At 32.1% G+C, this 14,844-nt stretch carries 10 protein-coding genes; 8 read left to right on the top strand and 2 right to left on the bottom strand.

Translation table 11 applies throughout. The features are described 5' to 3' along the window. Positions 1–20: 20 nt before the first annotated feature. Positions 21–3,818 (bottom strand): type IX secretion system sortase PorU, encoded by a 3,798-nt coding sequence (porU, locus tag H6589_01775; protein ID MCB9173313.1) that lies wholly within the window; start codon positions 3,816–3,818, stop codon positions 21–23. 161 nt (positions 3,819–3,979) lie between these two features. Here porU and H6589_01770 point away from each other — a divergent pair, with 161 nt between their 5' ends. From H6589_01770 to H6589_01760, 3 genes are all read left to right on the top strand, one after another. Beyond that, the gene (locus H6589_01770) at positions 3,980–4,957 is read left to right on the top strand and encodes a type IX secretion system membrane protein PorP/SprF (GenBank protein ID MCB9173312.1); all 978 of its coding nucleotides are present in this window, start codon (positions 3,980–3,982) and stop codon (positions 4,955–4,957) included. Between the two features lie 37 nt (positions 4,958–4,994). Continuing rightward, a complete protein-coding gene (locus tag H6589_01765; protein ID MCB9173311.1) occupies positions 4,995–6,497 on the top strand; it encodes an SUMF1/EgtB/PvdO family nonheme iron enzyme in 1,503 nt (500 codons plus the stop codon). Positions 6,498–6,568: 71 nt separating this feature from the next. Beyond that, on the top strand, positions 6,569–7,843 hold the full coding sequence (locus H6589_01760) for a UDP-N-acetylmuramoyl-tripeptide--D-alanyl-D-alanine ligase (GenBank protein MCB9173310.1): 1,275 nt from the start codon (positions 6,569–6,571) through the stop codon (positions 7,841–7,843). A gap of 30 nt (positions 7,844–7,873) precedes the next feature. Here the strand turns inward: H6589_01760 and H6589_01755 are convergent, their stop codons facing one another. Beyond that, positions 7,874–9,013 (bottom strand): acyl-CoA dehydrogenase, encoded by a 1,140-nt coding sequence (locus H6589_01755; GenBank protein MCB9173309.1) that lies wholly within the window; start codon positions 9,011–9,013, stop codon positions 7,874–7,876. Positions 9,014–9,078: 65 nt separating this feature from the next. Here H6589_01755 and H6589_01750 point away from each other — a divergent pair, with 65 nt between their 5' ends. The 5 genes from H6589_01750 to H6589_01730 all read left to right on the top strand — a co-directional run bounded on the left by H6589_01750 (position 9,079) and on the right by H6589_01730 (position 14,803). Next, on the top strand, positions 9,079–10,149 hold the full coding sequence (locus tag H6589_01750; protein ID MCB9173308.1) for an anhydro-N-acetylmuramic acid kinase: 1,071 nt from the start codon (positions 9,079–9,081) through the stop codon (positions 10,147–10,149). 67 nt (positions 10,150–10,216) lie between these two features. Beyond that, positions 10,217–12,031 carry a sodium-dependent transporter gene (locus H6589_01745; GenBank protein ID MCB9173307.1) on the top strand — a complete coding sequence of 605 codons (1,815 nt, stop codon included), beginning with the start codon at positions 10,217–10,219 and terminating at the stop codon, positions 12,029–12,031. A gap of 170 nt (positions 12,032–12,201) precedes the next feature. Further along, the gene (locus tag H6589_01740) at positions 12,202–13,122 is read left to right on the top strand and encodes a helix-hairpin-helix domain-containing protein (GenBank protein MCB9173306.1); all 921 of its coding nucleotides are present in this window, start codon (positions 12,202–12,204) and stop codon (positions 13,120–13,122) included. Position 13,123: 1 nt separating this feature from the next. After that, a complete protein-coding gene (locus tag H6589_01735) occupies positions 13,124–13,651 on the top strand; it encodes an adenine phosphoribosyltransferase (protein MCB9173305.1) in 528 nt (175 codons plus the stop codon). Positions 13,652–13,663: 12 nt separating this feature from the next. Further along, the gene (locus tag H6589_01730) at positions 13,664–14,803 is read left to right on the top strand and encodes an acyl-CoA dehydrogenase family protein (GenBank protein ID MCB9173304.1); all 1,140 of its coding nucleotides are present in this window, start codon (positions 13,664–13,666) and stop codon (positions 14,801–14,803) included. Positions 14,804–14,844: the final 41 nt, after the last annotated feature.

Raw genomic sequence — 14,844 nt, 5'->3', positions numbered from 1 at the left:
ATGCATTTGATATTATTGTCCTATCGTAAAATAACTAACTTTTCATATTTGTCAGCTAACGACATATTCTCTGCTCTAACTTTTAAATGATACACATAAACACCTCTAGCAAGTCTATCGCCATAATCATCTAATCCATCCCAAGTAATTGAGGTTGATCGAAACCCTTCACTAAAAATATTTTGTTCAAGTGTTTTAACTAGTTTTCCTGAAACAGTAAATATTTGTACTTGAACATACATGGGTTTATTAGCTTGATTGTGTTCAAACCAAAATTCTGTATGCGTTGTAAAAGGATTTGGGTAGTTATATACCCTACTCAACACTACATCTTTAGCTTTTACAACATTAAACTCTGTAGTAACTTCTTTGGAATTATTATAAACATCCCAAACTTTTAAGGTCAGCTTATGTCGCCCCTCTTCAAGATCCGTAAATGGAAAACGAATAACTCCTTTTTGATAGCTATTTAAATCTGCTTCGTAATAATTATTTAAGATAAAAGCATCGTCTGTTTTATCGTCCAATACAGCAACAATATCATGTCCAATGCCATTCCCTACCATATTTATACCATTCAAATCACTCACATACGCGAGTAAAGATGGATTTTCATCTGTCAACCCTCCAAATACAAAAGATTTATCATTCATATATAACTCCACATCTGGTCCTTCATTATCAGCAACATAATTATCAGCAGTGCCACCTATATAAAATTCTGTAAAATATCCGTTAGCATCTTCTACTTGATTTTCGGCATAATAACTAAGTTTTCCTTTTCCGAAATTGTAAGCTATATCTTTTGGCACAACAAATGAGAAAGAAAAATCGCCATTTGTAACACTAGCTTTCCCTTTAAACAATTTGCTTATTTGAGAATCAAACACAAAAGGTTGTCCTCCATCATTTTTAAGAGTTGTAATTGTTTTACTCTTATCAAAAACTGTAGGGTAAATAGTTCCATTATAACTCGTCAGCTTCACTCCATTTTTGTCTTGCACATATCCTTCAATTGTAACTTTTTGTAATGCTTTAATGGTGTCTAATACAGTTGTAATTGATGCACCATTAAGCGCTGTTGTTTTAACATCATGCTTAGGGTAGACAAGTGTTAAAGCAGGATCACCTAATAAGGTGAAGTTTCTGTTATTTGAGTTAGAAGCATTTAAGTTTTTTATTTCCATAAATATTTCTCCAATAGTTTTCTTTTCACCATTTACTTCTGTAAATACTTTACGAAATAAATCTTGATTTAAGGCGAAATTAGGACTTGAAAAAACCAATCGAACCGTCGTAAATAAAGCTATACCTCCAGTTTTATTAGTTAAAACCAACTCTCCAGCAGAAGTTCTTTTAGGATCATCAAATCGACTAAATTCGCAGGTAGCAGTAACAACAAGTGGAAGATTACTTGTTTTTTGTAAGTTATTAATATCCCCAACCGTTAAAACACGTTCATGAGCCCAGCCAGTTTCTCCTCCATGCCCTGTATAATTTAATATTAAAGAACCTTCTTCAAAAGCCTTGATTATTTCTTTATTTACATCTGGATAACGAGTTCCTCCAGGAGTAGATTCTTGCTTAAAGGCATCAAAGAATATTTTATAAGGATTATACTCTGGATTACTACTTTCAATCATTCCTGCTAAAAAATCCGACTGCCTCATGTGTTCATTACTATCTTCATCATCCCCAATAAATGTAATTTCATTTCTCCAATCACGCATTGTAGATGGATTATAATAATTTAATACTTTATTGGTAACATTATCCGCTTCTGTTTTATTTTTCACGGGAAATCTACCTATCCCTATATCTACCAACTCAACACCTGCCGACCATTTCCCTTCATTATCATCCAATAAACCAAAATAATCATCAGTAACTAACGAGCCTATTATTCCAAGCGAATTTGTTGACTGGTAAGTTGGAATAAAATTAGTGTTCCCTGAAATTCTGTTCTTGTTATCATACGAACCATCTCCAAAAAGTAATAGATATTTTGGTAATTCACTAGCTACAGTAGCTCTATCATAAAACATTTTCATAAAACTTCTTATGGCTACTGGGTCTTGAGACCCAGATGAAAACTCATGATAAACCTGAGTAGGAGTAACCACTACAACATTCATTCCCTCTTGCCTATGAAAATCAGCAATTTGCTCTGCTTGTACTAAAAAATCTGGGTGACTAACAATAACATAGTCTTGTTGTGACAATCCATGTAAATTTTGGTTATCTATCTTTCCAAAAGGATAAACTTGAGTTTCATAACTATTCGTTAAAGCCACAAACTCCCTTAATGTGTCCGTATTCGCAACAAATGATATAGAATTACCCTGAACAAATTGCTGTCCCTTAACATTTAAAGGATCTGTTATATCCCATATTTTAATCACATTAGCCGCATTAGATATATTAAACTGACTAATGTTTCCAGTACCAACAGAATTGACATCTCTAAAAAAGAGCTGATTTCCAACCATACTTAGGTTTCTTCTTGCATTTAACTCTATTTTATCAAGCCAAGCTACAGATGAAGAACTTGGTTTATTATAATTTACTTTTACGTTAATTAAATCTGAAGAGGGAATAAAACTAAATGTTCCGCTACCGTTGTTCGCATATTGACAACTATAACAACTCAATGTAATGGTGTTGAAGTTTATTGCTACACCACTACCTCCTGATGTAACATTAAAAGCACTAGCTACACCACTTCGTCCTGCACCACTAACATTGACATTAACTGGGCTAGACACATCAATATTTGACACATTAAACACAAAATCATATTCTGTTTTTACATCAAACATTTCACCATACCAATCCTGACCCGATTTTATAAGATTTAAATTATCCTTTTCATAATATTGATACTCACTAAAAGTATTAACTACTTTATTAGGCAATAATGAATTAGCACTTGTACTTATTCTTTTTGGAGACTCATTAGTAGAAGATGTTGTAATAAAATAATATGATGTATCACAATATCTATTCAATTGATGGTTAAACAAATTAGTACTAGTATTTAGTGTTTTGGAATGTGGGCTTTGTCCAAAAAACAAAATATAATCGGTAGAATTAAAAACACCATCATTTTCTCCTTCGATATGAATTGAATTCTGCTTCAAATCATCATGTCTATATTGCGAATTAACTTCTGGCAACATTTTACCACCATTACCATAAATTTTAATAGTTTGTGGATTAATGTTATCAACATCTAACCCTAAGTTTTTCAAGAACGAATAATCTAATTTAAAAACTCCATCTTTTGTAACAGCAATTTTATACCAATCTCCAGAAGCGAGAACAGAATTTTGAACAGTAGACTTATTACTTGATTTATTTGTTAAGTTTCTACCTCTAGTAAATAGCTTAATTTGAATCCTTATTACTTTTTGATAAACACCCAATGTTTTATTATATACAATTGGTACAAAGGAAACTATTCCATAATTCTGTTTTTTACTAATAGAATTTGAAAAATTTATATTAATTTGATTTCCTATAAAAGACAATCCTGATACATGTTCTACTTCAGTGGACTTTAAGCTTTCATATTCAACATTTACAAGTTCTATATCGTAAATTTCTTGAGCACCTAGATTAATCTGTTTAGAATAAAAAGCCAAAAAATCTTTTTGATCATCTAACTGAGCATAATCAAAAGAAAAAAACGTTTTTTTGTTTCCATCTAAAAAATCATTTGTAACATTTTCATGCCACACAATTTTTTCATCTATTATATTTATTTGTGAAAATAATACCGCAGGTACGAAAATGAATAAGAAAATAAGTAATTTCATCTTAATTATTAAAGATTTTAGCAAATTTACGTTTTATAAAATCGTTATTTTACAATAAGGTTTATGAAAAACGCAACATTTTTTCAAATATTGTTTTTAAAAGTATTTCAAATTTAATACATTTGGAACTTCGTAAAACATTTTTACGTAAAAGTGTTTGTATGAAAAATAAGTTTATGTGGAAAAAATTTATAAGTAAACAGTTATCGTTTGTCGCTTTAATGCTGATAACGGTAAATCTTTTTGGACAAGACCCGGAGTTTACTCAGTTTTATGCAAACCCGTTATACCTTAACCCTGCATTTGCTGGATCAGCCAACTGCCCTAGAGTTTCTTTAAACTACCGTAATCAATGGCCTGGTATTAGCGGTTCATTTATAACTTACAGTGCATCTTACGATCAACACGTTGATAACTTATCTGGTGGTGTTGGCTTATTAGTTTGGAACGATAGAGCTGGAGAAGGTACATTAAACACAACTAATGTTAGTGGTATGTATTCATATCAACTTCCTGTTACTCGTAGATTCTCTATCAAAGCTGGACTACAAGCTACTTGGGCGCAAAAATCAGTTGATTGGAGCAAATTAACTTTTGGCGACATGATTGATGCTAGAAGAGGTTTTGTATACAATACTAATGAAGTTAAAAGAGATGCTCCATCAAACTATGTAGATTTTTCTGCTGGGATTTTAGGTTACAGCGATAAATATTTTGTTGGAGTAGCAGTTCATCACCTAACTGAACCTGATGAATCTGTGATAAAAGGAGAAAGCCCACTACCAAGAAAATATACCTTCCATGCTGGGGCAGTAATCCCGTTAGAAGGTAAAGGAGATGTCGCAACATTGTCTCCAAATATTTTATTTAGAATGCAACAAGATTTTAGACAAATAAATTTTGGTATGTATTACTCAAAAGGACCAATTATTGGTGGTTTATGGTATAGAAATTCAGATGCCTTTATCACACTTGTTGGTATTCAAACAGGAATAATGAAATTTGGATATAGTTACGATATTACTATATCAGATCTTACCAATAAAACAGCAGGTTCTCATGAGCTTTCTTTAGGGTTACAGTTTGACTGTAAACCTAAAAAGAGAAAATTTAGAACAATAAGTTGTCCTTCTTTTTAGTTTATTATATATTTGCATAACGTAAATCATTTCAATTATGAAACTTAGACAATTAAATTCGTTAATATTTATATTCTCTGTGTCGTCTATTATGTTTTTTACTTCTTGTAAGAGAGAACAGTCTGGCGCTACTGGTTGGGAGTATAACAACCCTAAAAATGGTGGTTTTCAAAAAGTTCCTTATTTAGAACAAGAAACTGGACCTGGTTTAGTTCTTATTGAAGGTGGGCGATTCACTATGGGTAGAGTTGAACAAGAAGTTAATTACGATTGGAACAACATACCTAGAACTGTAACGGTTTCTTCTTTTTATATGGATGAAGTTGAAGTTACTAATTTTTTCTATTTAGAATATTTATATTGGTTAGAAAGAGTTTTTAGTGCTGACTATCCAGAAGTACACCACAAAGCTTTACCTGACACACTAGTTTGGAGAAGTAAATTGGCTTATATGGAGCCTTATGTTGAATTCTATTTAAGGCATCCAGCTTATAGAGATTATCCTGTTGTTGGTGTAAATTGGCTACAAGCTAACGACTTCTGTTCTTGGAGAACTGATCGTGTAAACGAGTTAATATTGATTAGAGAAGGTTTATTTGAACATTATCCAAACCAAATTAATGAAGATAACTTTAATACTAAAGCGTATATGGCTGGTCAGTATGAAAGTGGAAAAAGAGTTGATGGAATTCCTGATTTAAATCCTAACATGGAATATAGAAATGTTAGAATGGAGGATGGTATTTTATTACCTGAATATCGTTTACCTACAGAGGCAGAATGGGAATATGCTGCTTATGCATTAATTGGAAATACCATTGATGAATTAATTCCAGATAGAAAATTATACCCTTGGAATGGTCATGCTGTAAGAAATTCAAACGAAAATTACATCGGTCAAATTTTAGCTAACTTTAAACGTGGTCAAGGTGACAACATGGGAGTTGCTGGAAAGCTTAATGATAATGCTGATGTTACTGCCCCTGTATATGCATACTGGCCAAATGATTATGGCTTATATAACATGGCAGGTAATGTATCCGAATGGGTAATGGACGTTTTCAGACCATTATCAATGGAAGATAACGATGATTTTAGACCATTTAGAGGTAATGTTTATCAAACAAAATTATTAGATGAAGATGGTGCTATTGCAGAAAAAGACAGTTTAGGTAGACTTATTTACAGAAATGTTGACCCTCAACTTGATAACCTACAAGCTAGAAGAAACTATAGAAAAGCTGATAACATTAATTATGCTGATGGTGATTGGGAATCAAACATTAATTGGAGTCAGGGCGACATGGGGAATAATCCTGACTTCGACAAAGAAAATCCAGCATTATCGATGTACCAGTTTGGAGAAACTACACGTGTAAGTGATAAAGCTAGGGTTTACAAAGGAGCATCTTGGAAGGATAGAGCTTACTGGGCTGTACCAGGAACAAGAAGACATTTATTGGAAGATCAATCTACTTCTTTTATTGGATTTAGATGTGCTATGACAAGAGTTGGTAGTCCAGTTGGTTTAGGATATTAACATCAAAATACTAATTACTTTAAAAAAACCCTTCTGAAAATTTCAGAAGGGTTTTTTATTTTTACATTATGATGAAAATAGCCGAACTCTATCAGATTTATTTAAAACATCCTATCATTTCAACAGATACAAGAAAAATTACTGAAGGATGTATATTTTTTGCATTAAGAGGTGATAACTTTAATGCCAACGAATTTGCTCAAGAAGCAATAGACAAAGGTGCTGCCTACGTTATTGTTGACGAGCCTCAAAAAATATCATCTTCACAATGTATTTTAGTTCCCGATGTTTTAACCACTTTACAAGAACTAGCAAATTTCCACAGAAATCAATTCAAAATTCCATTCATAGGAATAACAGGGTCAAATGGTAAAACAACAAGCAAAGAATTGGTAAATGCGGTATTAAGTCAAAAATATAAAACTAGCTTTACACAAGGCAATTATAATAACCACATAGGAGTACCCTTAACATTATTATCTATACCATTAGATTGTGATATAGCAATTATTGAAATGGGAGCAAATCATATTGGCGAAATTGGAGCATTATGCGAGATTGCAGAACCAAATTATGGGGTAATTACCAACATTGGAACTGCTCATATTGAAGGATTTGGAAGTCGTGAAGGAATAATTACCGGAAAAAGCGAACTCTATAAGTTCATTTCAAAAACCAATGGAACCTTATTCGTTAATCAAAATGATAACCTCTTAGTTTCTTTATCAAAAGAAATTAAAACAGTACAATATTCTACTGCAGATATCAGTGACTTTCATTTCAATCCTTTTATCACTTTCAATTACAAAGATGTTACAATATCTTCACAATTGTACGGCGAATATAATTTACCAAACATTTTATTAGCTATTACCGTTGGTGAATATTTTGGAGTATCAGTAGCACAAATTAAGACTGCACTCGAAAATTATGTTTCAAATAACAACAGATCTCAAATAGTAAGGCTAAGCCATCACACATTGTATTTGGATGCCTACAATGCAAACCCATCTAGCATGAGTGTTGCTATTGATTCTTTTAACTCTATTCATTCTACTAATAAATTACTTATTCTTGGCGATATGCTGGAACTCGGCAACGTTAGTGAAAAAGAACATCAGCTAATAGTTGATAAAATCTTTCAATTAAGCTTAACCGCTTTATTTGTAGGAAATGAATTTCAAAAAATAACAAACAAGTATAATTTCAATTTTGTCAAAAATACAGATGAGGCTATTTTGTTTTTAGAATCTAGGCTTAAGAATTATTCCAATATTCTCATAAAAGGTTCAAGAGGGATTCGACTAGAAAAAGTCGCAGAATATATACAAAAAAAGGAGGCTTAAGCCTCCTTTTTTTGTATAATAAATTTGAAGTTATCTTAAAACAGCTCTTGAAATTACTATTTTTTGAACCTCACTTGTTCCTTCATAAATTTGAGTGATTTTAGCATCTCTCATCATTCTTTCTACATGATATTCTTTAACAAAACCGTAACCTCCATGAACCTGAACAGCTTCGGTAGTTACCCACATTGCAGTTTTAGAAGCAAAAACCTTTGCCATAGCACCCTCTTTATCAAAATTTTGTTTCTGATCTTTTAACCAGGCAGCTTTTAAACACAACAAACGAGAAGCTTCAATTTCTGTAGCCATGTCAGCTAATTTAAATGCAATAGCTTGGTGATTACATATTGCTTTACCGAAAGCTTCTCTTTCTTTAGAGTATGCCAAAGCTAATTCATAAGCTCCAGAGGCAATACCTAAAGCTTGAGAGGCAATACCTATTCTACCTCCAGAAAGAACAGTCATAGCGAATTTAAATCCAAACCCATCCTCTCCTATTCTATTTGCTTTTGGAACTTTAACATCATTAAATAATAAAGTGTGAGTATCTGATGCTCTAATCCCCATTTTATTCTCCTTTGCTCCAATCACAAAACCTTCCATTCCTTTCTCAACAATAAAAGCATTGATACCTTTATGTCCTTTTGCAACATCTGTTTGAGCAATAACAATATGATAAGAAGCTGAACCACCATTAGTAATCCAATTTTTTGTGCCATTTAACAAATAATAATCCCCCTTATCAATTGCAGTTGTTCGTTGAGAAGTTGCATCTGAACCAGCTTCTGGTTCAGATAAACAAAAAGCACCAATTTTTTCACCTTTAGCACATGGAACTAAATATTTTTGTTTTTGCTCTTCTGTACCGTATTTTTCAATTCCCCAACAATATAAAGAGTTATTTACCGACATTACAACAGAACAAGAAGCATCAACTTTACTAATTTCTTCCATTGCAAGCACGTAAGAAATCGTATCCATTCCTCCACCACCATATTTTGGGTCAACCATCATACCTAAAAAGCCCAATTCTCCTAATTGTCGAATTTCTTCTTTAGGAAACTGTTGTTTTTCATCTCTTTCAATAACCCCTGGCTTTAACACATTTTGAGCAAAATCTCTTGCAGCATCTCTAACTGCAATATGTTCTTCTGTAAGTTCTATATTCATTTGTTTAATTTTTATATTTTTGAAGGAGTGCAAATTTAATTCTTTAAATCAAAATTTCAAATTTTATGGAGACTTATCGTGTAATAGGTGTAATGTCGGGAACGTCATTAGATGGAATTGATTTGGCACTTTGTAACTTCATTAGAAACGACCAGAAACAATGGTCTTTCGAAATCATTAAATCAGCAACCATAGTGTATAATCTTAATATGAAACAAAAATTGAAAGATGCCATACATTTTTCAGGTTTTGAATTAATGTTATTGCACAATGAAATTGGAGATGTAATAGGGCAATCGGTTAATAATTTTATTGCAGTTAATAATATTTCTAAAAAAGAAATTAATTTCATTTCTTCTCATGGACATACCATTTTTCATCAGCCATCTAAAAATATCACTACTCAAATTGGCAATGGTGCAAATATTTCAGCCATAACTAAACTACCTGTAATTTGTGATTTTAGAAGTGCTGATGTCGCATTAAATGGGCAAGGTGCTCCTCTTGTTCCTATTGGAGATAAATTACTTTTTTCAGAATATGATTTACGATTAAATTTGGGTGGAATAGCAAATGTTTCTTTTGAAAATGATAAAAAAATAGTTGCTTATGATATTTGCCCTGTAAATATTGTCTTAAACAAGTTGGTTGAATCCCTCAATTTAAATTACGACAATGAAGGCGAAATTGCTCGCTCTGGTAAATTAAACTTGGCACTTTTAAAAGAACTGAATGAATTAAGTTTTTACAAATTAACCCATCCAAAATCATTAGGTATAGAGTGGGTAGAAAAGGAAGTGTTTCCCATTTTGAATAATTACGAAATTGAATTAAATGAAAAGTTAAGAACATTTGTTGAGCATATTGCTATACAAATCTCTAAAAGTATTATAGGAAAAAACAAATCAGTTTTAATTACAGGTGGAGGAACATATAACACCTTTTTAATTGATAGACTTAAAGAAATTTGTTCAAATAAAATAGTTATTCCAAAAAAACAAACCATTGAATTTAAAGAAGCTTTGATATTTGCATTTTTGGGTGTTCTACGCTATCGTAACGAGGTTAATTGCATATCATCAGTTACTGGTGCAACATTTAATAATGTTGGAGGATGTATTTATAAAGTCTTCTGATTTTTTTAAATCAATAAAGTTTATTTATATTTGAAAAATTGATAATCAAACCTAATTATAATATATAATGAGTGAAGAAAAAGAAGCTTGGGGTTCGCGTATTGGACTTATTTTAGCAATGGCAGGTAATGCTGTTGGGTTGGGAAATTTTTTACGTTTTCCAGTGCAAGCAGTTCAAAATGGTGGTGGTGCTTTTATTATTCCTTATTTAGTTTGTTTCTTATTAATGGGTATTCCATTATTATTTGTTGAATGGTCGAGCGGAAGATATGGAGGGCGATTTGGAAACCATAGCACACCATACATCTTGGACTCAATGGTTAAAGGTCGGATTCTGAAATACATTGGTGTTTTTGGAATATTCACAAATATAGCTGTAGTTTCTTATTACGCCTATATCGAATCATGGACAATGTCTTATGTATACCACTCAGTTGTAGGAAGTTTTAATGGCATGAGCCAAGGTGAAGTTGCTGGCTTTTTTAACTCATATGTAGATATAGGTCAAAGTACAACAGGAATACCTTACGAAGCTGTTTTATTTTACATTCTGTGTTTAGTCATTAATACTTATATCCTATCAAAAGGTTTGGGAGGTGTAGAAAAAGTTGCAAAAATTGGGATGCCTTTACTTATATTATTTGGAGTAGTTTTAGCAGTACGAGGTTTAACACTTGGTACATCTGGAGCTTCAGATATTTTCCCTGATGCAAACGCTCTTGAAGGAATTAACTTTTTATGGACACCACAATTTGACTCATTATTAAATCCAAAAGTTTGGCTAGCCGCTGCCGGTCAGATATTTTTCACATTATCTGTTGGTATGGGTACAATTCATTGCTATGCCGCTTATGTAAAAAGTAAAGATGATATCGCTTTAAATGCTGTTTCGGCTGGGTTTATGAATGAATTTGTTGAAGTAGTTTTAGGAAGTGCAATTGTTATTCCTATTGCTGCTGGGTACTTAGGTTTAGACTGGATAATTAATAATGCAGGATTTGGAATGGCTTTTCAAACAATGCCCTATTTGTTTCAACAATGGGGACCTACTTTAGCAGCTATTGCGGGTTTAATGTGGTTTGGATTGTTATTTTTTGCAGGAATAACAAGTTCGTTAGCCATGGGGACACCATGGATGGGTTTTATGCGCGATGAATTTGGATGGGGTAGAAATAAAGGAGCATGGTCTTTTGGAGCAATTGCACTTGTATTGGGACTACCAACAGTATTCTTTTTTCAAGAAGGCGTTTTTGATGATTATGATTATTGGGCAGGAACAGTCAGTTTAGTAATATTTGCATTATTTGAGGTTATACTTTTTGCTTGGATTTTTGGTATAGATAAGGGGTGGAAAGAACTAAATTCTGGTGCCGACATCAAGATTCCTGTTTTTTACAAATACGTTATTAAATATGTTACACCATTGTTGTTAGGTAGTGTTTTCATTGCAAGTGTTCCTGATATTGTAAATAACATATTACATAAAGATACGTACAACAATCATGCTTTTGCTGATGAATACTATGCCGAAAAATTTGGAAAAATAGACAGCCAAACTGCTACAGTTTTAGCTGTTGAATCCAATTTAATAAAATTTTCATTTGAAAATACTAAACAAAAATATGATAAAGCAACAAAAAAACCAGTTGAAGTTACCTTTACAGATTATACCGAATATACATTTAAAGAAAACCAGACACCAACAGTTAAAATTGGAGATGTAATTAAACCAGGAGATATAGTTGCCAAAGGTGATTTTACTAATAAGGTGTTCTATAAAAATATTGGTAGAATCTTGTTATTAGGTTTATTCATATTTATTTCAATTCTAGTTTATAAAGCTTATCATAAAAGAGTTAAAGAAGGGAGGGCAACATTATGAATTCATCAGCACTTATTACCATGATATTAGCACAGGGAATCGTTATTCTTGTTGCTGCATATTTTTTCATTAGAGTACTAAAAACGCCGCCAAAACCAGAGCCTGATTCGTATGAAGACAACGATGATGTGGTTGAAAGACAGCAGTAAGTAAATCATCAGTTTTTAGCTATGAACATTAAAGATTACTTTTCTTTTACCAAAGGTGAAAAAAGAGGGGTTGTCTTTTTGTTGGTGCTTATAGTACTATTTACAACTTCATTATTTTTTATAAAAAATTTCAAATCAAATTCAAGTACAAATTTTTCGTCATTTGAAAATGAAATTGCTCAATTCGAAAATGAGCTGAAAACTCATTTATTTAATGATAGCATAGCTAGATTAAAACGTCAAACAATTAATTTTCCCGATAGTCTTTTTGATTTTAATCCAAACACCCTTAATGATAGTGATTGGATTAAACTTGGGTTTAAAGAATGGCAAGTTAAAACCATTAATAACTACAAAACAAAAGGTGGAGAATTTAGATATAAATCGGATGTAAATAAAATATATGGTATTACAGACACCTTGTATCAAATGTTGTTTCCTTACATTTTATTACCTGAAAAAACTGAAAAAGAACCTTTTCAAAATACATATACAAATAAGTCAGTTAATAGAAATTTTGAACCCTTCACAAAAAAAGAAGATGTTATTGTTGATATAAATTTAGCTGATACCACTGAATTCAAATCCATAAAAGGGATAGGTTCTGCTTTTTCAAAACGAATAGTAAAATATAGAGAGTCGCTTGGCGGGTTCACTTCAATAGAACAATTAAAAGAAGTTTATGGTATAAACAATGAGCTTTTCAACAACATAAAACCTTTTATTAAAATTTCTAACAAAAATCCAAACCTGATTAATATTAACAATGTTGATTTAGAAACATTAAAAAAACATCCATACATAGACTGGAAAATAGCAAAAACGATAATTGCTTATCGAAATAGTCATGGAAATTATAAAGATGTTGATGATATTAAACAAATTCACTTGGTAACTGACGAAATATATACTAAAATTGCACCCTATTTAACGGTTAAATAAAATGATAGAAGATAAACTAAAAAAAGTAATTCGAGATGTGCCAGATTTTCCAAAGGCAGGAATTATTTTCAAAGACATTACCCCTATCCTACTAGATGCAAAACTTACTAAAGAGGTGGTTTCTGAACTAGCAAAAACAACTCAATCTTTAAATTTAAATGCCATTGTTGGTATTGAAAGCAGAGGTTTTTGGTTTGGAATTATGTTGGCAAACGAGCTAGGAATTCCTTTTATTCCTATTAGAAAAAAAGGCAAATTACCTTATAAAACATTGTCCTACAAATACGATTTGGAATATGGTTCTGCCGAAGTAGAAGTTCATGAAGATGCTATTCAAAAAAACTGGAATGTGTTAGTTCATGATGATTTATTGGCGACTGGAGGAACAGCAAAAGCAGCATCAGAATTGATTTTAATGCAAGGTGGAAATGTTGCTGGATTTAGCTTTGTTGTAGAACTGGACTTCTTAAATGGAAGGACAGAGCTCTTGAAATACTCAAAAAATATAATTAGTTTAGCAAACTTTTAAAAAATAACCATGATAGATTTTAAATATACCGAAAATCAGCTAATGATTGCTGATATGATTAGAGAGTTTGGCGAAAAAAATATTCGTCCAAAAATGATGGAATGGGATAATGCACAAACATTTCCAATTGAAGTATTTAAAAAATTGGGCGAATTAGGCTTAATGGGCGCTGTGGTTCCTCAGGAATATGGAGGTTCAGGAATGAGTTATAACGAATACGTAACTGTTGTATCTGAAATATCTAAAATTTGTGGTTCGATTGGGTTATCTGTGGCTGCTCACAATTCGTTGTGTACCAATCATATTTTAATGTTTGGTAACGAAGAACAGAAAAAGAAATGGTTACCAAAATTAGCAACTGCTGAATGGATTGGAGCTTGGGGATTAACAGAACACAATACTGGCTCTGATGCAGGGGGAATGAATACTACTGCTAAAAAAGATGGTGACTACTGGATTTTAAATGGTGCAAAAAATTTTATTACTCACGCTATCTCTGGAAATGTAGCTGTTGTAATTGCAAGAACAGGAGAAAAAGGTGACTCAAGAGGAATGACTGCTTTTGTTATAGAGAAAGGAACTCCTGGTTTTTCATCTGGAAAAAAAGAAGATAAACTTGGAATGAGAGCATCAGAAACCGCAGAATTAATCTTTGCAGATTGTAGAGTTCATAATGATAATGTTTTAGGAAATGTAGGTGAGGGCTTTATCCAAGCAATGAAAATATTAGATGGAGGCAGGATTTCTATTGCATCATTAGGGCTAGGCATTGCAAAAGGTGCCTACGAAGCTGCTTTAAAATATTCGAAAGAAAGAGAGCAATTTGGAAAAGCAATTAGTGAATTTCAAGCTATAGCATTTAAATTAGCTGACATGGCTACAGAAATTGAAGCTGCTGAACTTTTAATCTTTGAAGCTGCCGATTTAAAGGACAGACATAAAGATGTAACAAAAGTATCTGCAATGGCTAAATATTATTCATCAGAAGTTGCTGTTAGAGTATCTACTGATGCTGTCCAAATTTTTGGTGGATATGGTTATACAAAAGAGTTTCCAGCAGAGAAATTTTACAGAGACTCAAAACTGTGTACAATAGGTGAAGGAACTTCAGAAATACAAAAATTAGTCATCTCAAGAGAAATTTTAAAATAAAATAAGGGATATTAAAAATAAATTGATAAATTTGCCACCCT

The organism is Flavobacteriales bacterium, assembly GCA_020635795.1.
Taxonomy (GTDB): Bacteria; Bacteroidota; Bacteroidia; order Flavobacteriales_E; family Vicingaceae; genus Vicingus.
This window is presented reverse-complemented; position numbering and strand designations above follow the sequence as displayed.

Excerpts from the sequence above, each read along its gene's own strand:
- H6589_01770 (MCB9173312.1), top strand. The coding sequence starts at position 3,980 with ATGAAAAATAAGTTTATGTGGAAAAAATTTATAAGTAAACAGTTATCG.
- H6589_01740 (MCB9173306.1), top strand. The coding sequence starts at position 12,202 with ATGAACATTAAAGATTACTTTTCTTTTACCAAAGGTGAAAAAAGAGGG.
- H6589_01765 (MCB9173311.1), top strand. The coding sequence starts at position 4,995 with ATGAAACTTAGACAATTAAATTCGTTAATATTTATATTCTCTGTGTCG.
- H6589_01755 (MCB9173309.1), bottom strand. The coding sequence starts at position 9,013 with ATGAATATAGAACTTACAGAAGAACATATTGCAGTTAGAGATGCTGCA.
- H6589_01745 (MCB9173307.1), top strand. The coding sequence starts at position 10,217 with ATGAGTGAAGAAAAAGAAGCTTGGGGTTCGCGTATTGGACTTATTTTA.
- porU (MCB9173313.1), bottom strand. The coding sequence starts at position 3,818 with ATGAAATTACTTATTTTCTTATTCATTTTCGTACCTGCGGTATTATTT.
- H6589_01750 (MCB9173308.1), top strand. The coding sequence starts at position 9,079 with ATGGAGACTTATCGTGTAATAGGTGTAATGTCGGGAACGTCATTAGAT.
- H6589_01735 (MCB9173305.1), top strand. The coding sequence starts at position 13,124 with ATGATAGAAGATAAACTAAAAAAAGTAATTCGAGATGTGCCAGATTTT.
- H6589_01760 (MCB9173310.1), top strand. The coding sequence starts at position 6,569 with ATGAAAATAGCCGAACTCTATCAGATTTATTTAAAACATCCTATCATT.